Genomic DNA, 22672 nt, shown 5'->3' with positions numbered 1-22672 from the left:
TGGGTCAGCGAAGGGCCCGGACGGTGAAGTCGCGGATTTTCAGATGGCTGGCGGTGGTGCGCAGGGCGAAATGGCCATGGGTGTAGGGATGATCGTCCTGAAAGGCGAACAGTCGCTGGCCATCGCGCAAGAAGGCGATCTTGTCCCCGTCTGCGGTCAGGATGATATCCTGCCAGCGATTGGCGACCAGCATGTCTTCGGATCCGCGCAGGTCATTTTCCGGCAAGAGTGGTCGCTCGCCGGCGCGGCCGACATAGCGGCGAAAGCGGGTGGTGCTGTTGCCGTTGCCGCCCAGCCCGACATAATAGGTCTGCAGGCCGTCATATTCCTCGAACTTGCCGCTGCGCGATCGGGCCAGGACATCGCCGTCTGGCATTGCGGGGTCATTGGCCATCCAGAAGCAATTGAGGTCGCTCACCCGATCATGCGGTCCGCCCTGCGCCACGGCCTGCGCCCGATAGCGGATTTCGATCGGCCCCTTGAGCAGCGGGCGGAACCACAGGGTAAGCCCGGCGGGCGCTTCGATATCGAGCAGCCCGCCCTGCGCGCGCACGGTGGCGGGCTTTTCGGCTTCGATCTGCCATTGGCCCAGCCCATGCCGGAAATCGTCCCGATGCAGCAGACGGCCGGTTGCGGCACGGGCAAAGGCCGGCAGGAGCATAGCCCCCGCCAGGCCTGCCAGCGTATCGCGCCGCGTCACAGCTTTGCCCGGACGCCGAAATAGATGCGGCGGCCATAGGTTTCGATGACATTGCGGCGATAGATGCTGTTGGCATTCTCGATCCGGGTGGAATCGGTCAGGTTGACGCCCTCCAGGAACAGCGAGACATGCGGGTTGACGACATAGCTGGCTGATCCGTCCAACTGGCCGAACGCTTCGCCAAAGGACGGATTGTTGCCGCGATCGACCGCGTTGATCAGATAGCGGCTGCGCCAGTTATAGGATCCGCGAATGGCGAAGCGCCCATCATCATAGAAGAGCGAGGCATTATAGCTGTTCCGCGACACGCCAGGGAAGGGCAGGCTGGCATTGGTGAAATAGTCACGCCCTTCATAGCCCTTGTCCTTGTTGTAGGTATAGTTGGCGATCACGCCCAAATGACTCAATATGCCGGGCAGGAAATCGAGGCCCAACTGAACGCCGGCTTCTACGCCCTGGATCGTGACATGCTGGGTGCCGTTGACCGGCAGGCGAATGGTGTAGACTTGCCCGTCAATTTCCTCCTCACGGCTGTCGGTGTCGATGAAGGACTTGATGTCCTTGCGGAAAGCGGTGACCGAGAGATAGTTGGTGCGCGAGATGTAATATTCGACGCCCAGATCATATTGCCAGGCCCGATAAGGCTTCAGCCCCGGATTGCCGCGCGATCCGGTCAGCCCGACGGGATCGAGCCGGACATTGGGCGCCATTTGCGAAGGAGCAGGGCGGGCAAGCACGTCGGATGCTGTAGCGCGCACCACCAGCCTGTTGGGGACGAGTTCGGCACGCAGGTTCGCGGATGGCAGCAGAACGGTATATTCGCCGGTGTAGCGGGCAGGGGTGATGACGCCGCCGCTGCTCTGGCTGCCGGTCGATATGGTGCGGGTGTGGACAAGGCGCGCGCCGAACACGCCCGACAGGTCGAAGCCCAGATCCGCCTTGAACGCGGCCTGACCATAGCCGGCGATGGTTTCTTCCTTCACCCGATAGGTGTCGAGCGGCGAGATGCTGGTATAGGGATCGGGAATGCCGATCGCATTGGCGAGGTCATCGCCCAGATTCCACCAGCGGTCGATGCCGGAAAAGCCCAGATCGCCGGTCTTGAAGAAGCTGCCGTCGCCCATACCGCCATAATTGTTGAGCAGGCTCTGGATTGTCGCGAGCTGGGCGGCGGGTGTCGTGGTCGCCAGAACCTGCGTGCCGCTGATGCCCGACCGGGTCAGGGTTGTCTGGCCGGTTATGCCGTTCAGCGTATAGACTGCGTTGCTGAACCGGCTGCTCGATACCAGCCTGTTCTGCTCGATGCCGCCCTTCAGCGATGTCAGCAGGCCGTCATTGTCGGGGCGATATTCGGCGTCGAATTTGGCGCCTTGTTCCTGCTGGCGATTGAGGCGCGGCCGCGCCTCGACGGACAGCGTGTTGATGCCCTGGGTCGTGGTGGTGTCGATCGGCAGGATGATGTTGGGCGCATGCTGCGGATTGTCATAGTCGATGGTGATCCAGGGCAGGGCCTCCTTGCCGGAGACCGACGCGGTCACGTCGACCTCGTCATTGAACACGCGCGACGCGGCATAGGTGCCGCGGGCCGACAGCTTGACCTTGCCGACCTGCCATTCGGCGCCGACGATGCCGTTGAAGGTGCGGCGACGCAGCCCGCCGATGACGCTGCGATAATTGACGCTGGGGCCGGTCCCGGTGGCGCTGTTGTTCACGAAGGTGACAGTCTGGGCCGTTTCGTCGCGGATCACGACGCCGGTCGGATCGATCCCGCCATTGGCCACCGACTGGGTGGTGGAGAGTTGCAGATACTGGTCGTCCGATCGCGTATTGCTCTTGGTGAAGGTGCCCTCGACATAGGCCTTGAAATTATCGTCCGGGCGCCATTCGACGATGCCATTGAGGGCATAGCGCTTGGTCGGCTCGGTCGCTGTGATGTAGCGCGGAATGTCCGGATAGAAATCGCCAAAGCCGCTGCCGTCTAGGTCGACGCAGCGCGCCTGGTTGCGACCCGACAGGCAGTTCTGGTTGGCGGGCGTCGCCGGCTGCGTCGTTTCCACCTGGCGCCAGCCGGTGGTGCGCGCTTGATCGTAGCGGATGGTGCGATCTTCATAGGTGCCCGACAGCAGCACGCCGATCGTGTCATGCGCGAACAGCTTGGAGCCGATCAGCGCGAATTTGGGATCCACCTTGTCCGCCAGTTCATTGTAGATGCCCTGTGCCGACCCGGCCAGATAGCCTTCCTTCGCATCGAACGGGCGGCGAGTGATGATCCGTACCGTGCCGCCCAGGCCGCCTTCAGTCATGTCGGGCGTGGCGGACTTGAGCACTTCAAGGCGCGAGACGAATTCGGCGGGTAGGTCGCGAAAGTCGACCGCGCGGTTGCTGCCATTCCCTGCGGCAGCAGCGATCGAGGTCGAGAGGGCAGACTGGCCGTTGATCTCGACCCGGTTGAGTGATGGATCGGCGCCGCGAATGGTGATCGCCTGGCCCTCACCGCCGCCGCGGGTGATCTGGACGCCGGTCACGCGCTGGAGCGCTTCACCAATATTCTTGTCGGGGAACTTGCCGACATCCTCGGCCGAGATGACGTCGACGACCTGCGCGGACTGGCGCTTCACTGCCAGCGCGTCGGCCAGGCTCTTGCGGATGCCGGTCACGACGATGTCGGAGCGTTCCGTTGCCCCTTCCTGAGTGGCTTGCGGCGTGGATTGATCCTGCGCCTGGGCGAAGGTGGATGTCGTAGAGAGCAGCAGGAAGACGGCGCTGGTAAGACGATGCACGACAGAGGACCCCTTTTGTCGGACTATTGGACGAGGGGCGGGCTAAAGATAACGGAATTGGTAGACAAAAAAGTTTTTCTACCCCGGTATGAAGGGAAAGGCGGTGGCTGCTGCTCCTATTGGCAACGCTAAACGTTTTAAATTGGGCTATTGGTGCTGGAGAGGATGGCGATACGGGAATTAGGCATCGTCGGCGCGCATGGGGACATCGGGCTCGGCCACGACCTATGAGATATACTCATGGGTCAACAGCGGGGCTATTTGCTTCTGAACGCCAAGGCACGCCGCACGCCCCCCCCCCTCCTTCCCACTGCCTGGTTCGATCTTAGCAGACCCGAATGGAGCCGTTTATTTGGTTATCTGGGGCCACGAAGTGGCAGTAGATGACCCGGCCGTCGGTCGGCCTTGGTGGGGTTGCTGCCATGGGGGGGGTGGCGGAAGCGGTGGGATTCGAACCCACGGTGAGCTTGCACCCACGGCGGTTTTCAAGACCGCTGCCTTAAACCACTCGGCCACACTTCCGTTGCGACGCTTCCTAGCGAAGCCGGCGAACAAGCCAAGGGCAAAAATGACAATATTGAGGGTAATGGTCGTCCATTCGCGACTTCGTATCGGATAGGGGTTTCGCCGGTTGCCCTGGCTGTGCCACAAAAGGTCATGGCAGATTCTCGGTTCAATTCGCTGGCCATTGCGCTGATGATGGGTTTTTCGACGGTTGTGGCGGGATTGGCCGCGCCGCAGGTCGCGGTTGCGCAGGATGATGGGGACTTTCGCGCCTATCTGGAATCGCTGCGGCCCAAGGCACGGGCCATGGGCATTCGCGACGCGACGCTGGACGCCGTCTTCCCGACCTTGACGATCAACCCGCGCGTCGTGGCGCTCGACCAGAGCCAGCCGGGCGGCGGCGCCTATTCGCCCATTCCCAATTTCGAACCTTATCGGGTCAAGCACGTCGATGCCGCGCGGATCAGCCGCGGGCGGGCGGTCTATGCCGCCAATCGCGCACGCCTGGCCCGGATCGAGGCGGAAACTGGCGTGCCCGAGGAAATCATGGTCGCCATTTTCGGCCATGAAACCAATTATGGCTCCTATACCGGCGATTTCGACCTGATCCGGTCGCTCGCGACCCTTGCGCATGAGGGGCGCCGCCGCACCTTGTTCGAGCCGGAATTGCTGGCGACGCTCAAGATGCTGAACGATGGCGTACCGCGCAGCCGGCTGGTCGGCAGCTGGGCCGGGGCGACCGGCTATCCGCAATTCCTGCCCTCGGTCTATCTCAAGCTCGCCAAGGATGGCGACGGCGATGGCCGGGCGGACATCTGGACCAGTCAGGCGGATGCGCTGGCGTCGATCGCCAATTATTTCGTCGCGGCGGGATGGCGGCGGGGCCAGCCTTGGGGCGTAGCGGTCAGCGTGCCGTCCAGTTTCAATCGCGCCTCGGTGGCGGCGCGCACGACGGCGCCGCGCTGCCCGCGGGTCTTCAACCGCCACAGTCGCTGGCTGACCATGGCCGAATGGCGCAAGCTGGGCCTGTTCCCGGCCAGTGGCATCTGGCCGGCAGACACTGTCATGGCGACCCTGCTGGAACCCGACGGGCCGGGCAAGACCGCCTATCTGCTGACCAGCAATTATCGCGCGATCCTCGACTATAATTGCTCCAATTTCTATGCTCTTTCCGTGGGGTTGCTGGCCGATGCGGTCAAGCAATAGGAACTGGCTTGCGCTGGGCGGCGCGGCGTCTCTGCTGGCCTCCTGCAGCAGCGAGCAGGCCGTTGCACCGCCGGCACCGCGCCCGGCGACACCTGTAACGGCGCCAGCGGTTGCGGACGAACCGGTGAAGATCGGCGAACCCTATAGCGTGGGCGGCAAGACCTATGTCCCGGCCGATCCGGTCAATTATGACGAGGTCGGCTATGCCAGCTGGTATGGCGAGGAGGCGATTGGCAAGCCGACGGCCAATGGCGAGGATTTCGTGCCGTCGGCGATCAGCGGCGCGCACAAGACCTTGCCCCTGCCAAGCTATGTCGAGGTGACGGCATTGGATAGCGGTCGTACCATCCTGGTCCGGCTCAACGATCGCGGCCCGTTCAGCGACGACAAGCTCATCGACCTGTCGCGCGGCGCGGCCGAACAATTGGGCATTACCGGCGATGGCTCGGCGGCCGTTCGCGTTCGCAGGGTCAATCCGCCGGAGCAGGAAAAGGCGTTGCTGCGCGCCCATCAACGCGCGCCCGAGCGGATCGAGACGCCGCAGCCCTTGCTCAAGGTGCTGCGCGGGCGTCTGGCGCAAGTGCCGGCAAGCCAGCTAGCGCAGGTTCAGGCCGCGCGCCCCGTCGTTCAGACGATCCCGGTAGCAAGCAGTTCCAGCCGTCGCGGCGCATCCTTTGATACGCCCGCGCCACCCACTCCCAAGCCGGCCCCGAAGACCACAGCGCCGACAAAACCGGTGTCCGGCGGCTATGTCGTTCAGGTTGCAGCGCTTTCTTCGCAAAGCCGGGCCGAGGCGCTGGCCAGGCAGATCGGCGCCCATGCCGTGGCGGCCGGTCCGGTCTGGCGGGTGCGCTATGGTCCTTATCCCTCGCAGGAGGCGGCGCAGGCCGGCGTGAAGGCGGCGGCAGCGAAGGGCTTTGCGAATGTCCGTGTCATGGCTAATGACGCGCGCTAATCATAGCGATGCGTCCAGCGAATCTATCCAGTCGAAGGCTTGAGTTCATGAAGAAAACCGTTGCCGCCACTCTCTTCGTCGGTCTGCTGGCCCAGCCGCTGGTTGCCGCGGCCCCGCCTTATACGAGCGAGGCGCCGATCGCCTATCTCAAGGATCTTTCCTCGGGCGCCGTCCTCTATGACAAGGGCGGCGAAACCCGGATGCCGCCGGCCTCGATGGCCAAGATGATGACGGCGCATGTCGCCTTCCGCCTGATCCAGAAGGGCGAACTGAAGCTCGACACCAAGTTCACGGTTCGTCCGGAAACCTGGCAGCAATGGCACGGCCCCAAGGCCGGTTCGACCATGTTCCTGTCGGTGGGCGAGCAGGTGTCGGTCGAAAATTTGCTGCACGGCATCGTCACCCTGTCGGGCAATGACGCCTGCGTCGTGCTGGCCGAGGGCATTGCCGGCACCGAGCAGGCGTTCGTCGCACTGATGAACGAGGAGGCCAAGCGCATGGGCCTCAAGAACAGCCATTTCGGCACCAGCAATGGCTGGCCTGACGAGGGCGTGACCTATGTCACCGCCGAAGATCTGGCCAAGCTTGCCGAAGCCACGATCGTCGAAACGCCGGATCTCTACAAGAAATTCTACGCCACCCGCTCCTTCACCTGGGGCAAGACCATGGGCGGCTCCGACATTGCGCAGGCCAATCGCAATCCGATCCTGGGCAAGATCGCGGGCGCCGACGGCCTCAAGACCGGCCATACCGAAGAAGCCGGTTTCGGCTTCACCGGATCGGCCGAGCAGGATGGCCGCCGCCTGGTGATGGTGGTCGCCGGCCTGACCAGCTTCAACGGCCGGATTACCGAATCCGTCCGCTTCATGGACTGGGGCTTCCGCGCCTGGAAGGCGCAGCCGCTGTTCAAGAAGGGGCAGACGGTCGAGACCGCCGCGGTTCAGCTCGGTAGCGCATCGACCGTGTCGCTGGTCGCGCCGCAGAATATGGCGGTCACCATGCCGCGCACCGCGTCGGCCAATGTGAAGGTGAAGGTCGTCTATACCGGCCCGATCAAGGCGCCGATCGCCAAGGGCCAACAGATCGCCCAGCTCATCGTCCAAACCCCGGATACACCGCCGCAGGTGTTGCCGCTGGTTGCCGGTGAAGATGTCGCGGAAGCCGGCATTTTCGGTCGTTTGTGGAATGGTCTGAAGTCCTTCTTCGGGTGATAACAGGCCGTTTCATCACGCTCGAAGGCGGCGAGGGCGCCGGCAAGTCGACCCAGCTTCGTGCGCTGGCGTCGGCCTTGCGCGCGCGCGGGCTGGAGGTTGTCGAGACCCGCGAGCCGGGCGGCAGCGAAGGGGCGGAAGCGATCCGTGCCATGCTGCTGACCGGTGGTGCGGACCGCTGGAATGCCCGCGCCGAAGCTCTGCTGTTCGCCGCCGCGCGGGCCGACCATATCGAAAAGACCATCCGCCCGGCGCTGGCCCGTGGCGCCTGGGTTCTGTCCGATCGCTTCCTCGACAGCAGTCGCGCCTATCAGGGGCAGGGCGATCTCAGCGATGCCGACATATTGACGTTGCACCAGATCGGCAGCGCCGGCTTCCTGCCCGATCGCACCTTGTTCCTGACCCTGCCGGAAGCGGAGGCGGAAGCCCGCGCCCATGCCCGTGACGGCGACGTGTCGGACCGGATCGGCGGTCGCGACCGCGCCTTTCATCGGGCCGTGGCCGATGCGTTCGTCCGCTTTGCCGCCGATGAGCCGGCACGGGTCCGCGCGATCGACGCGTCGGGCGCAGCGGACGATGTCACGGCCCGGCTGCTCGCGGCACTGGACGACCTGCTGTCATGACGTCACTGGTCGGGCATGACGCCGAGGCGCAGACCCTGCTGGCGGCAGCGAGCAGCGGCCGCATGCATCATGGCTGGATCTTGAGCGGCCCGCGCGGCATCGGCAAGGCCAGCTTTGCCCGCGCCATGGCGATGCGCCTGCTGGCCGATGCGGCCGGTCCGAAGATCGAGGGCGAGGGGCTTGCCGTTCCCGAAAGCCATCCGATCCGGCGCCTGATCGAGGCGAGCGCTCATCCCGATTATGCCGAACTGGCGCCGCTGGAAAAGGATGGCGTTACCGCGCGGAACATCAGCGTCGACCAGGTGCGCGGCCTGCAGCGGCTGATCCAGTCGGCGCCGTCGCTCTCCTCCCGTCGCATCGTCGTGATCGACAGCGCCGATGATCTGGAGCGCGGCGCCGCCAACGCCCTGCTCAAGACGTTGGAAGAGCCGCCGGCGGACATGATCTTCCTGCTGGTCAGCCATGCGCCCGGCCGGCTGCTGCCCACCATTCGCTCGCGCTGCCGCACGATGCGCTTCGATCCGCTGTCGGACGGTGCCATGGCGACGGTGCTGCGGCGCGAGGATGAAAGCCTGTCCGGGCCGGAACTCGACGCCCTGCTGCGCGCCGGCGAGGGCTCCCCCGGTCGCGCGCTGCGCTATGCGGGCCTCGATCTTACGGGCCTCGAAAAATCGCTGCTCGCGATCGCTGCCGATGGTGATCCCGGCAATCGGGAGCGCTTGCGCCTGGCCAAGGCGTTGGCGGGCAAGGCGGCCAAGCCGCGTTACGAAGCCTTTCTCGAACGCGCGCCCGCCTTCATCGCCCAGGCGGCCCGCACTCGCCATGGCCCGGCACTGGGCAGCGCGCTCGATCATTGGGAAGCAGCCCGCCATCTGGCAGGCGGCGCAGTGATCCTGTCGCTGGACCCGGCCTCGGTCGTTTTCGAGCTGGGCGGCCATGTGGCGGCATTGGCTGAGGCGGCGACCTGAAAAGCGGCTTTGCGGCGACGCGAACAGCCGCTAGGGAGGCTGCATGTCGCAGCCTTACACAATCACCACCGCCATCTCCTATCCCAACGGCCGTCCGCATATCGGCCATGCCTATGAGGTGATCGCCACCGACGCGATCGCCCGGTTCCAGCGGATGATGGGCCGCGATGTCTTCTTCCAGACCGGAACCGATGAACACGGCCTGAAGATGGCCCAGACGGCGCGCAACCGCGGCATCGAGCCGCGCGAGCTGGCCGATGAGATGTCGTCCTATTTCAAGCAGATGAACGATAGCCTGAATATCAGCTATGATCGGTTCATCCGCACCAGCGAACCCGATCATCACCGCGCCAGCCAGGCGATCTGGCAGGCGATGGAGGCCAATGGCGACCTGTATCTGGGCCGCTACGAGGGCTGGTATTCGGTCCGCGACGAAGCCTTCTATGACGAGAAGGAAATCACCGACGGCGAAGGTGGCGTAAAGCTGTCGCCTCAGGGAACGCCGGTCGAATGGACCGTCGAGGAAAGCTGGTTCTTCCGCCTGTCCAAATATCAGGACAAACTGCTGGAGCTCTATAACAGCCAGCCCGATTTCATCCGTCCGGAAAGCCGGCGCAACGAAATTCTGCGCTTCGTCGAAGGCGGCCTGTCCGATCTCAGCATTTCGCGTACCAGCTTCGACTGGGGTGTCCAGGTGCCTGGCGCAGACGGCCATGTCATGTATGTCTGGGTCGATGCGCTGACCAATTATATCACCGGCTGTGGCTATCCTGACGATGCCGAACGGATGGCACGCTATTGGGCCGAGGGTGGCGACATCACCCATATCATCGGCAAGGATATCGTGCGTTTTCATACGGTGTACTGGCCAGCTTTCCTGATGAGCGCGAAGCTGCCGCTGCCCAAGCAGGTATTCGGCCATGGCTTCCTGCTGAACCGCGGCGAGAAGATGTCGAAGTCGGTCGGCAATGTCGCCGATCCGATGGAATTGGCCGAACGCTTCGGCGTCGACCAGCTGCGCTATTTCCTGCTGTCCGAAGTGACTTTCGGCAATGACGGCAGCTATAGCGCCGAAGCGATTGTCCAGCGCTCGAACAGCGATCTGGGCAATGCGTTCGGCAATCTCGCGCAGCGCACGCTGAGCTTCATCGCGAAAAATCTGGAAGGGCGCCTGCCGGCCATCAATGGCCATGACGCTGCCGATACGGAGCTGTTCGCGCTGATCGACAAGGTCGTGCGCAGTGATATGCCCGCCGCCATGGCCGATCTGGCGCCGTCGGTGGCGATCGATGCCTGGCTGCGCGCGGCCTTTGCCTGCAACCAATATATCGACGCGCAGGCGCCCTGGTCGCTGCGCAAGACCGATCCCCAGCGTATGGAGACGGTGCTGGCGACGCTCTATATCGCCATCGCCCAGCTGGCGGTCGCGATCCAGCCGGTGATCCCGGCGAGCGCCACCGCGCTGCTCGACCATATGGGCGTGCCGGCGGACAAGCGCAGCTATGGCGCGATCGGCGATCATTGGTATAGCGATCTGGCCGAAAGCGATTTCGTGCTGGCCGCGCCCAAGCCGCTCTTCCCGCGCCTGGAACTGACCGAAGCGGACGCCTGACGGATGTTGATCGACAGCCATTGTCACCTCAATTACAAGGGGTTGATCGAAGATCAGCAGAATGTGCTGGAACGCGCCCGCGCGCGCGGCGTCGACCTGATGCTCAACATCGCCACCCGCGAAAGCGAGTGGGACGATGTGCTGGGCACGGCGGTGCGCGAGGCGGACGTGTGGGCGACCGTCGGCATCCATCCGCACGAGGCAGACGAGCATCCCCATGTCGACACCGCCAAACTGGTCGAGCGCGCGGTCCATCCGCGCGTCGTCGGCATCGGCGAAACGGGCCTCGATTATTATTACGACCATAGCGATCGCGAGCGGCAGCAGAAAAGCTTCCGCAGCCATATCGCCGCCTGTCGCGAGACCGGCTTGCCGCTGATCGTCCATACGCGCGAAGCGGAAGAGGATACGCTGGCGATCATGCGGGACGAAATGGGGAAGGGGGCCTATAGCGGCGTCATCCACTGTTTCACCGCCAGCGGCGCCTTTGCCGATGCGGCGATGGAATTGGGTTTCTATATCAGCATTTCGGGCATCGTGACCTTCAAGAGCGCGAAGGATCTGCAGGAAACCGCCGCGCGCCTGCCGCTCGACCGGCTGCTGGTGGAAACGGACTCGCCCTTCCTCGCCCCGGTGCCCCATCGCGGCAAGCCGTGCGAACCGGCCTTCGTCGCCGACACGGCGCGCTTCCTGGCTGATCTGCGCGGCGAGAGCATCGAGGATCTGGCGGCGGCCACCTCGGCCAATTTCCTCCGCCTCTTTGCCAAGATCGAGGGCCGGCCGCAGGCATGAGCCTCAAGCTGACCATCCTTGGCAGCGGCACATCCTCCGGCGTTCCCCGGATTGGTAATGATTGGGGCGCCTGCGATCCGACGGAGCCGCGCAACCGCCGCACCCGCGTCTCGATCCTGGTGGAAAGCGCGACGACCCGGATATTGGTTGATACATCCCCGGACCTGCGGGCGCAGTTGCTGGCGGCCGACGTGATCGACATAGACGCGATCCTGTGGACCCATGACCATGCCGATCACAGCCATGGCATCGACGATGTTCGCCAGTTGTTCCATCATCGCGGCAGCCCGATCCCCGGCTATGCTCGTGCCCAGACGATGCGCCTGCTCCAGGCCCGCTTTGCCTATGCCTTTGCGGGGAGGGGGGGCTATCCGCCGATCATCATCCCGCATGACCTGCCCGATGGGCTGCGGATCGGCGATATCGACATTGCCTGCACCGACATGCCCCATGGCGACATTTATTCGACTGGATTTCGCTTCAGTCATGATGGTAGTCATGTCGGATATGCTACGGATTTTCATGAAATAACCCCGGATATGCTGGCGCTGTTCGATGATCTCGACATCTGGGTGGTCGATGCGCTGCGCGCGCGGCCGCATCCCACCCATGCCCATCTGGAGATGACATTGGCAGGGATCATGGCAACCCGGCCCGGTCGCGCGATCCTCACCCATATGGACCAGAGCATGGATTATGCCACCCTGTGCGCCACGCTCCCCAAAGGGGTGGAGCCGGGCTATGACGGGCTGGTCATCGACCTCAACGACGGAGCACCCCACTGATGGACGGCACGGATCAGGCGATGTCCAGCATCTGGTATCTGCTCGCCCTGGTCCTGGTCGGCTCCGCCCTGATCGGCCGCCGTATCGCGCTGGGCAGCTTCGTGCGGATGGCCCTGCTCTGGGTGCTGATCTTCGGTGCCCTGCTCGGCCTCTTCACCTTCGCCCAGAAGGCAGGACTGATGCCGGCAAAATTTGCAGCGGAGGAGGCGGCCTTGCTCCAGCCGCAGAATAGTGCCGAGCCAACGCCACAACCCGCGCCATCGCGGGCCCCACCGCCGATCCAGTCCGATGGGCAGGTGGTGCGCATTCCGGTCGCGCCGGACGGCCATTATTGGGTGGAGGGCATGGTCAACGGCATGTCCGCGCGCTTCCTGATCGACAGTGGCGCGACCATCACCGCCCTTTCGGAAAATACCGCCCGCGCTACCGGCCTCAATATCGACATGAACGCGCCCCCGATCCCGCTCAACACCGCCAATGGCAAGATCGACACGCGCCGCGCCAGCATCTCGACGCTGACGGTCGGGCCGCTGCGCGCCAATGATGTCGAGGTCGTCGTCTCGCCGGCGCTGGGCGACGTCAATGTCATCGGCATGAACATGCTGTCCCGTCTCAAGAGCTGGAGCGTTGAAAATGGTGAAATGGTGCTGACGCCATGACGTCACATGAGGGGCAGGGTGCGGCACCCGACAAACGGGCCCGGCTCAAGGCGATCATCGGTGGTTCCACCGGCAATCTGGTCGAATGGTATGACTGGTATGCCTATGCTGCTTTCACCCTCTACTTCGCCCCGCATTTCTTCCCGAGCGAGGATCGCACCGCCCAGTTGCTGAGCGCGGCCGGCATCTTCGCCGTGGGCTTCCTGATGCGACCGATCGGCGCCTGGCTGATGGGCGTCTATGCCGACCGTCATGGGCGCAAGAGTGGCCTGACCCTGTCGGTATCGCTGATGTGCGCCGGATCGCTGCTGATTGCGGTGACGCCGGGCTATGAGGTGATCGGCGTCGGCGCGCCGTTGCTGCTCGTGCTGGCCCGGCTGATGCAGGGCCTGTCGATCGGCGGCGAATATGGCGCCAGCGCGACCTATCTCACCGAAATGGCCGGCAAGGACCGGCGCGGATTCTATTCCAGCTTCCAATATGTGACGCTGATTGCCGGACAGTTGGTGGCGATCTGCGTGCTGCTACTGCTCCAGTCGATCCTGACCGAAGGGCAACTGGACGCATGGGGCTGGCGCATTCCCTTCGCCATAGGCGGGGCGCTGGCAGTGATCGTCTTCTGGCTGCGGCGCGGCCTCGCGGAAACGCAAAGCTATGAGGTCGCCAAGGCCGAAGGCGCGCCCAAGTCCGGCTTCATCGAACTCATCACCAATCATCCGCGCGAGACACTGACGGTGATGCTGCTGACCGCTGGCGGCACGATCGCCTTCTATGCCTATTCCATCTACATGCAGAAATTCCTGGTCAATACAGCCGGCTTCGGTCGTGAAACAGCGTCGGAAATCAATGGTAGAACATTGTTTATTTTCATGCTGTTGCAACCTTTGGCCGGCGCCTTGTCCGACAGCATCGGGCGCAAGCCGCTGATGATCGGCTTCGGTATCATGGGCGTGCTCTGCACCTATCCGATCTTCGCCACGCTGGCGGTAACGCGCGATCCGCTGGTCGCCGGGCTGCTGGTGATGGCGGGCCTGGTGATCGTCACCGGCTATACGTCGATCAACGCGGTGGTGAAGGCCGAACTGTTTCCGGCACATATTCGTGCGCTCGGCGTGGCGCTGCCTTATGCGCTGGCCAACACCTTGTTCGGCGGCACGGCCGAGTTCGTCGCGCTCTGGTTCAAACAGTCCGGGATGGAATCCGCGTTCTATATTTATGTCAGCGTCATGATCGCGATCTCGCTGACGGTCTATGTCCGCATGCGCGACACCAAAGCCCATAGCCGCATCCTGGAGAATTGAGATGGACGAGGAGGAATACCTCCCATCGATCCTGTTCATAATTTAACATAATATATATTATCGAACTTAAATCTGCGAAGTGAGGGATCACTAATCGAAGCATCTCAAGCCGCTTGAGCCCCATCAGCGGAGCGCCGCGCCGCGCCGACATCACAGGCGTTCAATAAATGGCCTCCCGTCACCTGCCCCGCCCGCGAAAAAGTGCCGCCGATCACGCGGTCGGCGGCACTGCGCATTCTGGTGATCGATCATTCGCAATAGACGTTACCGCGATCGATCTCGCGGCCCAGCGCGCCGCCGACGCCTGCGCCCAGGATCGTGCTCAGCACGCCGGAATCGCCGTCACCCAGCGCATTGCCCAGGAGGCCGCCGACGGCCGCACCGACAATCAGGCCGGTCGATCCATCGTTGCGACGGCAATAATATCGCCCGTTACCACCGCGATAGATGCGCGTGTTCCGGTCAATCCGATAGCGATCCCGCGAGGAACCGGGGCGATAATGCTGGTCCGGATAATATTTCCCGCCGTGGGAGGCGGAATGCGATGGCTTGCCCGGTGCCGGCGGGCGTCCATTATTATGGGATGGCTTGCCGTGGGATGCGCCAGGACCCGGCCCGCTATTATGGCCCGGCGGTCGGTTGCCCGGACCGTTGCCATTATTGTGCGAAGGCTTGTTCTGCCCATGGCCGGGCGGATGTTGAGCAGTTGCCGCAATCGGGGCCGCGATCACAGCCAAGGCCAATACCATCGCAAATTTTCTCATGCCCTTCTCCTTCCGCCGGAACATCCGGTCCGCATCGCACAGGCGCAATGCGCAACGGCCTGTCAGCGCAAGAGTTCCCCATTTTCATTGCAGGACCAAAACAAAAAAAGGGCGCTGCCATCGGCAACGCCCTTCCCTGTTTCTCGCCTGTGGTCGCGCCTTAGCTCAGCGCACCATGGCAATGCTTGTATTTCTGGCCCGAACCGCAGGGGCACAGCGCATTGCGGCTGATGTCCAGATTGGCGAACTCGCCCGGCGCGACATTGTCCACCGGTGCGCGCGGAATGATAGTGGTGATGCCCGCCAACTGGCTGCCATCGATATCCGCGCTGTTATCTTCGCCCGAGAAGGGGTCGATATGGGTGGTGATGAAGTCCGGCAGTACCGGCAGGTCGAACTGCGGCTGCGGCGCTTCCATACGGAACTGCACCCGCGCGATCGAGCTGGTCACGTCCTCGCGGATATTTTCCAGCATGCGCTCGAACAGGGCGAAGGCCTCCTGCTTATATTCGTTGATCGGCGTCTTCTGCGCATAAGCGCGCAGATGCACCACCTGGCGCAGCGCGTCGAGCGTCGAGAGATGCTCCTTCCAGTGATGGTCGAGGCTCTGGAGCATGATGCTCTTCTCGATCATGTGCCAGTCGGCCGCTTCGACTTCCTGCGTCTTCTCGGCAATGGCCGCGTCGGCCAGACCGGCAAGCCGCTCCTCGATCATTTCCGGATCGACGGCGTCTTCAGCCAGCCAGGCGTCGAAATCAGGCTCCAGGCCCAGCACTTCGGCCGTGCGCAGCTTCAGCCGCTCCATATCCCACTGTTCGGGATAGGTGCCCGGCGGACAGGATGCGCCGACCAGGTCATTGACCGTCTCATGGCGCATGTCGGTGACGACATCGTCCACCGTCTCGGCGTCCATGATGTCGCTGCGCTGCTCGTAGATCACCTTGCGCTGGTCGTTCATGACATCGTCATATTCGACGACCTGCTTGCGGATGTCGTAGTTGCGGGCCTCGACCTTGCGCTGGGCGGTCTCGATCGCCTTGCTCAGCCACTTGGACGGGGGCAGCGCCTCGCCATCCTCCAGGTTGGAGCGGATCATCTTGGCGAACATCGTGTCCGGGCCGAAGATGCGCATCAGGTCATCGTCGAGGCTGAGGTAGAAGCGCGACAGGCCGGGATCGCCCTGACGGCCCGAACGGCCGCGCAGCTGATTGTCGATACGACGGCTTTCGTGCCGCTCGGTCGCCAGCACGAACAGGCCACCGGCCGCCAGCACTTCCTGCTTCTCCGCCTCGATCTCGACCTCGATACGGGCGATCGCCGCCTCGCGCTCGGGGCCTTCCGGCATATCACGCAGTTCGTCCTCGACCCGCATCTCCAGATTGCCGCCCAGCTTGATGTCGGTGCCGCGGCCAGCCATGTTGGTGGCGATCGTCACCGCGCCCTTGCGGCCTGCCTGGGCAACGATATGGGCTTCACTCTCGTGGAAGCGCGCGTTCAGGACCGCATGCTTGACGCCTTCCTGATTGAGGAATTCCGACAGCATTTCCGACTTTTCGATCGACACGGTGCCGACCAGCACCGGCTGACCCTTTTCGGCATGTTCCTTGATGGTGCGCGCAATGCCCCGGAACTTGTCTTCCAGATTCTTGTAGAACGTATCTTCCTCGTCGACGCGCTGTACCGGCCGGTTGGTCGGGATGGTGACGACGTTCATCTTGTAGATTTCGTAGAATTCGGTCGCCTCGGTCGATGCGGTGCCGGTCATGCCCGAAATCTTGGGGTACATGCGGAAATAATTCTGGAAGGTGATCGATGCGAGCGTCTGGTTTTCCGGCTCGATCTGGACGCCTTCCTTGGCTTCCACCGCCTGGTGCAGGCCATCCGACCAGCGACGACCATCCATCATACGGCCAGTGAATTCGTCAATGATGACGACCTTGCCGTCCTTGACGATATAGTCGATGTCGCGGCGGAACATCACCACCGCGCGCAGCGCCTGGTTGACGTGATGGACGACCTGCGTGTTCTCGAAATCGTAGAGATTATTGCCCTGGAGCAGGCCGGCGGCCTCCAGCAGGCGCTCGATCTTCTCGGTGCCGTCTTCGGTCAGCGTGATCGTGCGCTGCTTCTCGTCCTTCTCATAATCCTCCTCGACCAGCTGCTTCACGATCGCGTCGACCGCGACATACAGCTCCGACTTGTCGTCGGTCGGACCGGAAATGATCAGCGGCGTGCGCGCCTCGTCGATCAGGATCGAATCGACTTCATCGACGATCGCATGGTTGAACGGGCGCTGGACCATCGCACCGCGATCGAACTTCATGTTATCGCGCAGATAATCGAAGCCGAGTTCATTGTTGGTCGCATAGGTGATGTCGGCATTATAGGCCTCGCGGCGCTGGTCTTCCGACAGGTTGGGCACGATCACGCCGGTGGTAAGGCCCAGGAAGCGATAGACCTGCCCCATCCATTCGCAGTCACGGCTGGCCAGATAGTCGTTCACGGTGACGACATGGACGCCCTTGCCCTCAAGCGCGTTCAGATAGGTGGCGAGCGTCGCCACCAGCGTCTTGCCCTCACCGGTGCGCATTTCGGCGATCTCGCCGCGATGCAGGACGATGCCACCGATCATCTGGACGTCGAAGTGACGCATGCCGAGCACGCGGACCGAGGCTTCACGAACGGTCGCAAAGGCTTCGGGCAGCAGGCCGTCCAGCGTCTCGCCATTGGCCAGGCGCTCACGGAAGCGCGCCGTCTGGTTCACCAGTTCATCATCGCTCATCGCCTGGATCGTCGGTTCGAAGGCGGCGATCTGGTCGATGACCTTGCCCAGCGATTTCACATAACGTTCGTTGGACGATCCGAAGATAGACTTGGCGAGTGCGCCGAACATGCAAATTCCTGACAATGAGGGGGCCATGGGTCCAACGGACACATGGGCAGATATGCGCCGCGATTTAGGCACGGCACAGCCGATAGTCAATCAATGCGACGGACTGTCGCACGGCTGTAACGGCTTTGCCCGATGCGGCTTTGCCTTAGCCGCGCCGTCCTGCCGTCGTGCAGGCGCGACGCGCCGCCGAAAATATTTTGCGTTTGGGCGCACGCCGCCGCAAGAGCGCCACGACAACAAGGGTCGCAAACAGGGTGTATCGTTCCATTTCCATGGCGCCGTCGCGCCGATTGCGCCTGCCTCTGGCGGCGCTGCTGGTCAGCGCATTGATCGGCTGGTTCCTGATCGCCGCGATTGCGGCGCCCTTCGATCATGACGAAAGCCAATATGTCGCCGGTGCCTATTTCAGCGGGCATGCGGTCATGTTTCGCGATTTTCTTTATCTTCAGCCGCCGCTGCACGCCTGGGGGCTGGCACCGCTGAGCCTGATCGCATCGGGCCATATGGTACTGGCGATGCGCCTTGCCACCGCCGTCATGGCGCTCGCGACGCTTGCGCTCATCTGGGCGGCCCAGCGTGCGGCAGGCATATCGCGCTCCAGCGCTACCCTGGCCATGCTACTGATGGCGGCAACAGCCGCGTTCCAGTTCAGCGGCTCCGTGGTCCGCAACGATATGCTGGCGACCCTGCTGGCCTCCGCCGCAATGCTGCTGACCTTGCTTGGCCTGCGTCATCGCTCGGACCGCCACTGGCTTGGAGCCGGGATCCTCTACGGCCTTGCCATCGCGACAAAGCTCAATTTCGCCCCGCTCGGCGCGACCGTCGGCCTGTTCGTCATCGCCAGCGGCGGCCGGCACGCTATTCGCGCCGCCCTATTCCTGGCACTCGGCGCGCTGCTGGGCATGGCGCCCATGGCCATCGCCTGGATATCAGGGCGCGACAGCTTTCTCTACGGCGTCCTGACCTATGGCATGACCGCGCCCCACGCCTGGTATGCCGCCAACGGCGCCGCGCAGGAGCTGGCGACGACGGAAAAGCTGCGCGACCTTCTCAAATATCTCTGGAAGGGCCCAGCGCTCGTCGCCTTGCTGCTGCTCATCGTCAACTGGATCGCGACCCGTGGCCGCATGCGCTCATCGGGGCGTCGGCTGGCGATCTGGATGAGTGTCGGCGCGCTGATCGGCGCCGCGCTGCCGACCCCGACCCAATTGCAATATCTGATGCCGTTGCTGCCGCCGCTCGCGCTCGCACTGGGCTATCTGCTCGACGATGCCCGTCACTGGCTGCCGCTGCGGCGCAAGGCGATGCTGGCCCTGCTCTGCCTGGCAACGATCCCCGGCCTCATCCCCTCGATCCGGGATCTGGTGACGGCTGCCCGTACCAGATCGCCGCTGTTGGCCGCGCAAGCCAATGCCCATTGGCTGGGCACGACGGTGCGTGCCGCAGGCGGCGCCGATATCCTCACCCTCTCGCCGCATCTCGTGATCGATAGCGGCCTGACGCTCGATCCGCGCTTGGCAACCGGCCCGTTCGTCTATCGCACCGGTTGGACGCTCCGTCCCGAGCAGGCCCGCCGGCTCCATGCGCTGACGCCTGCCACCCTGCCGGACCTGGATCGCGCCATGCCGGCAGCGATCCTTACCGGCTATGAAAATGGCACGCGCAAATTGCCACTGCGCCCCGACGACAGCGTGGAATATTACGCCCGCCGCCATGGCTATCGCATGGTCCCGATGCCCGATGGCGTCGGGCGCCTCTATCTGCGGGACTAGCACCCGATCGGGCCATTGACGCAAGGGGGGATTTCGCTCATTCCGCGCCCCATGACCGACCGTTCCCCCCTCGCCCCCGCCGCCTTCCCCGCCCTGCCCGCCATTGCTGGCGTGACTTTGCGTGTCGCCAAGGCGCGATACAAGAATTGGGACCGGTGCGACCTTACCTATGTCGAGCTGGATGCGGGCACGGCGGTCGCCGGCGTGACGACGCAGAGCAAATGCCCCTCGCCCGAGGTCGAATGGTGCCGCGACGCCATCCCCATGGGCCAGGCCCGTGCCGTGGTCGTCAATGCCGGCAACGCCAACGCCTTCACCGGCCATCGCGGCCGCGCCGCCGTGGAGGCTATCGCCGCCAAGGTCGCCAATCACCTGTCGTGCCAGCCGTCGGACATCTTCGTCTCCTCGACCGGCGTGATCGGCGTGCCGCTGCCGATCGACAAGGCCGAGGCGGGCCTGGAAGCGGCCTTCGTCGCCGCGCCCTGCGGTTGGGAGGATGCGGCCAAGACCATTGGCACGACCGACACCTACGCCAAGGGCGCCCATGTCTCGGCGATGATCGGCGACACTCGCGTCGATCTGGTCGGCATCATCAAGGGATCGGGCATGATCGCGCCCGACATGGCGACGATGCTCGGCTATATCTTCACCGACGCCGCGATCGATCCGGCGCTGCTGCAGCAGATTCTGTCAGCGGCAAACAAGCGGACCTTCTCCTGCATCACCGTAGACAGCGACACCTCGACCAGCGATACGGTGCTGGCCTTCGCCACCGGCAAGGCCGGCAATGCGCCACTCGTTTCGATGGAAGATGCCGGCGCGGACGCCTTCGCCGCCGCGCTCTCCGACCTGTGCCGTCAACTCGCCCATCTGGTCGTGCGCGACGGCGAAGGCGCCAGCAAGTTCATCGAGATCACGGTCGAGGGCGCGGAAAGCGACGCCAGCGCCCATCGCATTGCCCTTTCGATCGCCAATTCGCCGCTGGTGAAGACCGCGATCGCCGGCGAGGACGCCAATTGGGGTCGCGTCGTCATGGCCGTCGGCAAGGCGGGCGAACCGGCCGAGCGCGACAAGCTGGCGATCCGCTTCGGCGCGACGCAGGTCGCCGCCGGCGGCCTGGCACTGGACGGCTATGACGAGGCCCCCGTTGCCGCCCATCTCAAGGGCCAGGATATCGTCATCGGCGTCGATATCGGCCTGGGCGAGGGCCGCGCCACGGTGTGGACCTGCGACCTGACCCATGGCTATATCTCGATCAACGCGGACTATCGCAGCTAAGAGGGCTGGCGCATGATGGTGGAACTGCATGATCCCGTCGTCGCGCTGATGCGACAGGTGGGGCGCGATATCGTCATGCCCCGCTACCAGAATCTGGCGGCGGAAGAGATTAGCGAGAAGGCGGCGAACGACTTCGTCACCATCGCCGACAAGGAAAGCGAAATCCGGCTGGCCGAAGGGCTGACCTCGATCCTGCCCGAAGCCGGCGTTATCGGCGAAGAGGCCTGCGCGGCCGACCCATCAATCCTCGACCGCGCCGGCGACGGCCTCAACTGGATTATCGATCCGATCGATGGCACGGGCAATTTCGCGTCGGGCAAGCCGCCCTTCGGCATCATGATCGCGCTGGCCGACAATGGCGCCACTTTGGCCGGCTGGATCCTCGATCCGCTGACCGGGCGGTTGTGCCATGCGACCCTGGGCGGCGGCAGCCATGTCGATGGCGAACGGATTATGGCGAAGGAAAGTAGCGGCGACCTGCCGATCGCTGCCATTTCCACCATCTTCATGGAGGCAGAGGAACGGGCCGAAATGGAGCGCAAGTCGCAGGCCATTTTCACCATGGTGGACATTCCCCGCTGCGCCGCCGAGCAATATCCAAGGCTAGTTCTGGGGCAGAATGACGTGTCGATCTTTGCGCGCGTGCTGCCCTGGGACCATGCGGCCGGCACCCTGTTTGTCAATGAGGCGGGGGGCTGCTGCCAGCGGCTCGACGGCAGCGCCTATCGGGTCGGTGAACAGCGCCGGGGCCTGATGGGCGCATCCTCGCCGCGCCTGTGGGATCTGGCCGCCAAGACCTATTATGCCTGACCGAAGGAAGACCGAGCATGCTGACGATCTGGGGCCGCCTCAATTCGCATAATGTGAAGAAGGTCGCCTGGTTCGCGCAGGAAATCGGCCTGCCTTTCGTGCGGCATGATGTCGGCATGGAACATGGCATGTCCGACGCCTATCTGGCGATGAACCCCAATCGCCTGATCCCGACGATCGAGGACGGCGATGTCATACTGTGGGAATCCAACGCGATCCTGCGCTATCTCGCCCATCGCTATGCATCGGAGGAGATCTATCCCACCGACCCGGCGCTGCGGGCGCAGGGCGACAAATGGATGGACTGGCAGTTCAGCTTTGCCGACGCCCAGCGCGACGCCTTCATCCAGTTGGTGCGACGCCAAGATGGACAGCGAAATTTACAGGTGGTCGAGACATCCGCGCAGGCGTCCGGCGCGGCGATGACGATCCTCGACCGGGCGCTGGCGGATCAAGAATGGCTTTCGGGTGTCAATTTCGGTGTCGCGGATGTGCCGATGGGCGTCTACGCCCACACCTATTTCACGCTCGACATGCCGCGGCCCGACCTGCCGCATCTGCGCGCCTGGTATGATCGGCTGCGCGAAAAGCCGGCCTATGCCGAACTGGTAATGATCCCGCTCAGCTAATAAAAAGGGGACGGCAGCCGGGCTGCCGTCCCCTTTTTAGATTTACCAGCGACTTAGAGGACGCTTTCGATCCAGCCCTTGAGCGCGCTCTTGGGCGCGGCGCCGACCTTGGTCGCGGCGACTTCGCCATTCTTGAACAGGATCATCGTCGGGATGCCCCGCACGCCATACTGGCCCGGCGCATCGGGATTTTCGTCGATGTTGATCTTGGCGATCGTGACCTTGTCGGCCAGTTCCTCGCTAATCTCTTCCAGAGCCGGGCCGATCATCTTGCACGGGCCGCACCATTCGGCCCAGAAGTCGACAAGGACGGGCTTGTCGGCGTCGATCACGTCCTGCTTGAAGCTGACATCGGTAACTGCCTTGGTGGCCATAACTGCAAACTCCTTAAGTTGGTCAATATCTAGGATGGCTGCGCCCTTGGCTCAAC

19 protein-coding genes and 1 tRNA gene are annotated in these 22672 nt (G+C 63.5%); 14 read left to right on the top strand and 6 right to left on the bottom strand.

Annotated features, from left to right (window positions below; genetic code table 11):
* Positions 1–4: 4 nt before the first annotated feature.
* The 3 genes from AC13EK_RS23775 to AC13EK_RS23765 form a co-directional block, all read right to left on the bottom strand.
* The gene (locus AC13EK_RS23775) at positions 5–700 is read right to left on the bottom strand and encodes a DUF6250 domain-containing protein (RefSeq protein ID WP_234791888.1); all 696 of its coding nucleotides are present in this window, start codon (positions 698–700) and stop codon (positions 5–7) included.
* The gene (locus AC13EK_RS23770; protein WP_069335511.1) at positions 697–3480 is read right to left on the bottom strand and encodes a TonB-dependent receptor; all 2784 of its coding nucleotides are present in this window, start codon (positions 3478–3480) and stop codon (positions 697–699) included. The genes AC13EK_RS23775 and AC13EK_RS23770 overlap by 4 nt, the downstream gene beginning before the upstream one ends.
* Before the next feature lie 432 nt (positions 3481–3912).
* Positions 3913–4002 (bottom strand) — tRNA-Ser (locus tag AC13EK_RS23765).
* Between the two features lie 135 nt (positions 4003–4137).
* Between AC13EK_RS23765 and AC13EK_RS23760 the strand changes: the two genes are divergently transcribed.
* Genes AC13EK_RS23760 through AC13EK_RS23715 form a run of 10 tightly spaced genes read left to right on the top strand, consistent with a single transcriptional unit; the run spans position 4138 to position 14096 of the window.
* Positions 4138–5190, top strand: a complete 1053-nt coding sequence (locus AC13EK_RS23760; RefSeq protein WP_069336886.1) for a lytic murein transglycosylase — start codon at positions 4138–4140, stop codon at positions 5188–5190.
* Positions 5174–6145, top strand: coding sequence for a septal ring lytic transglycosylase RlpA family protein (locus tag AC13EK_RS23755; RefSeq protein WP_069336888.1), 972 nt, complete (start codon positions 5174–5176; stop codon positions 6143–6145). The genes AC13EK_RS23760 and AC13EK_RS23755 overlap by 17 nt, the downstream gene beginning before the upstream one ends.
* Before the next feature lie 47 nt (positions 6146–6192).
* A complete protein-coding gene (locus AC13EK_RS23750) occupies positions 6193–7356 on the top strand; it encodes a D-alanyl-D-alanine carboxypeptidase family protein (RefSeq protein ID WP_004207133.1) in 1164 nt (387 codons plus the stop codon).
* On the top strand, positions 7353–7979 hold the full coding sequence (tmk, locus tag AC13EK_RS23745) for a dTMP kinase (RefSeq protein ID WP_069336885.1): 627 nt from the start codon (positions 7353–7355) through the stop codon (positions 7977–7979). Before AC13EK_RS23750 ends, tmk begins: the two co-directional genes overlap by 4 nt.
* Positions 7976–8947, top strand: a complete 972-nt coding sequence (locus tag AC13EK_RS23740; protein ID WP_069336884.1) for an AAA family ATPase — start codon at positions 7976–7978, stop codon at positions 8945–8947. Before tmk ends, AC13EK_RS23740 begins: the two co-directional genes overlap by 4 nt.
* 43 nt (positions 8948–8990) lie before the next feature.
* Positions 8991–10559, top strand: a complete 1569-nt coding sequence (gene metG, locus AC13EK_RS23735; protein ID WP_069336883.1) for a methionine--tRNA ligase — start codon at positions 8991–8993, stop codon at positions 10557–10559.
* A 3-nt stretch (positions 10560–10562) separates the two neighbouring features.
* Positions 10563–11351 (top strand): TatD family hydrolase, encoded by a 789-nt coding sequence (locus AC13EK_RS23730; protein WP_069336882.1) that lies wholly within the window; start codon positions 10563–10565, stop codon positions 11349–11351.
* Entirely contained in the window at positions 11348–12136 is a 789-nt protein-coding gene (locus AC13EK_RS23725; protein ID WP_063975958.1) for an MBL fold metallo-hydrolase, read from the top strand. The genes AC13EK_RS23730 and AC13EK_RS23725 overlap by 4 nt, the downstream gene beginning before the upstream one ends.
* Positions 12136–12795 carry a retropepsin-like aspartic protease family protein gene (locus AC13EK_RS23720; RefSeq protein WP_069336881.1) on the top strand — a complete coding sequence of 220 codons (660 nt, stop codon included), beginning with the start codon at positions 12136–12138 and terminating at the stop codon, positions 12793–12795. Before AC13EK_RS23725 ends, AC13EK_RS23720 begins: the two co-directional genes overlap by 1 nt.
* Positions 12792–14096, top strand: coding sequence for an MFS transporter (locus AC13EK_RS23715; RefSeq protein ID WP_483022411.1), 1305 nt, complete (start codon positions 12792–12794; stop codon positions 14094–14096). The genes AC13EK_RS23720 and AC13EK_RS23715 overlap by 4 nt, the downstream gene beginning before the upstream one ends.
* 248 nt (positions 14097–14344) lie before the next feature.
* Here AC13EK_RS23715 and AC13EK_RS23710 read toward each other — a convergent pair whose 3' ends face one another.
* Positions 14345–14860, bottom strand: a complete 516-nt coding sequence (locus AC13EK_RS23710; protein ID WP_069336887.1) for a glycine zipper 2TM domain-containing protein — start codon at positions 14858–14860, stop codon at positions 14345–14347.
* A gap of 160 nt (positions 14861–15020) precedes the next feature.
* Positions 15021–17753, bottom strand: coding sequence for a preprotein translocase subunit SecA (secA, locus tag AC13EK_RS23705; RefSeq protein WP_069336879.1), 2733 nt, complete (start codon positions 17751–17753; stop codon positions 15021–15023).
* Positions 17754–18043: 290 nt separating this feature from the next.
* On the opposite strand from secA, the gene AC13EK_RS23700 reads away from it, so the two are divergent.
* Genes AC13EK_RS23700 through AC13EK_RS23685 form a run of 4 tightly spaced genes read left to right on the top strand, consistent with a single transcriptional unit; the run spans position 18044 to position 22242 of the window.
* Entirely contained in the window at positions 18044–19525 is a 1482-nt protein-coding gene (locus tag AC13EK_RS23700) for an ArnT family glycosyltransferase (protein ID WP_483022410.1), read from the top strand.
* 51 nt (positions 19526–19576) lie between these two features.
* On the top strand, positions 19577–20803 hold the full coding sequence (gene argJ, locus AC13EK_RS23695) for a bifunctional glutamate N-acetyltransferase/amino-acid acetyltransferase ArgJ (RefSeq protein ID WP_277788308.1): 1227 nt from the start codon (positions 19577–19579) through the stop codon (positions 20801–20803).
* 12 nt (positions 20804–20815) lie between these two features.
* Positions 20816–21613 carry an inositol monophosphatase family protein gene (locus AC13EK_RS23690; RefSeq protein WP_069336035.1) on the top strand — a complete coding sequence of 266 codons (798 nt, stop codon included), beginning with the start codon at positions 20816–20818 and terminating at the stop codon, positions 21611–21613.
* A 17-nt stretch (positions 21614–21630) separates the two neighbouring features.
* Positions 21631–22242 carry a glutathione S-transferase family protein gene (locus AC13EK_RS23685; protein WP_069336036.1) on the top strand — a complete coding sequence of 204 codons (612 nt, stop codon included), beginning with the start codon at positions 21631–21633 and terminating at the stop codon, positions 22240–22242.
* A 53-nt stretch (positions 22243–22295) separates the two neighbouring features.
* Here AC13EK_RS23685 and trxA read toward each other — a convergent pair whose 3' ends face one another.
* Positions 22296–22643 (bottom strand): thioredoxin TrxA, encoded by a 348-nt coding sequence (gene trxA, locus AC13EK_RS23680; RefSeq protein ID WP_257011054.1) that lies wholly within the window; start codon positions 22641–22643, stop codon positions 22296–22298.
* Positions 22644–22672 lie beyond the last annotated feature (29 nt).

Source organism: Sphingobium sp. L-44 (assembly GCF_056859495.1).
The sequence above is the reverse complement of the archived record's forward strand: the minus strand, read 5'-3'. Positions and strand labels throughout refer to the sequence as shown.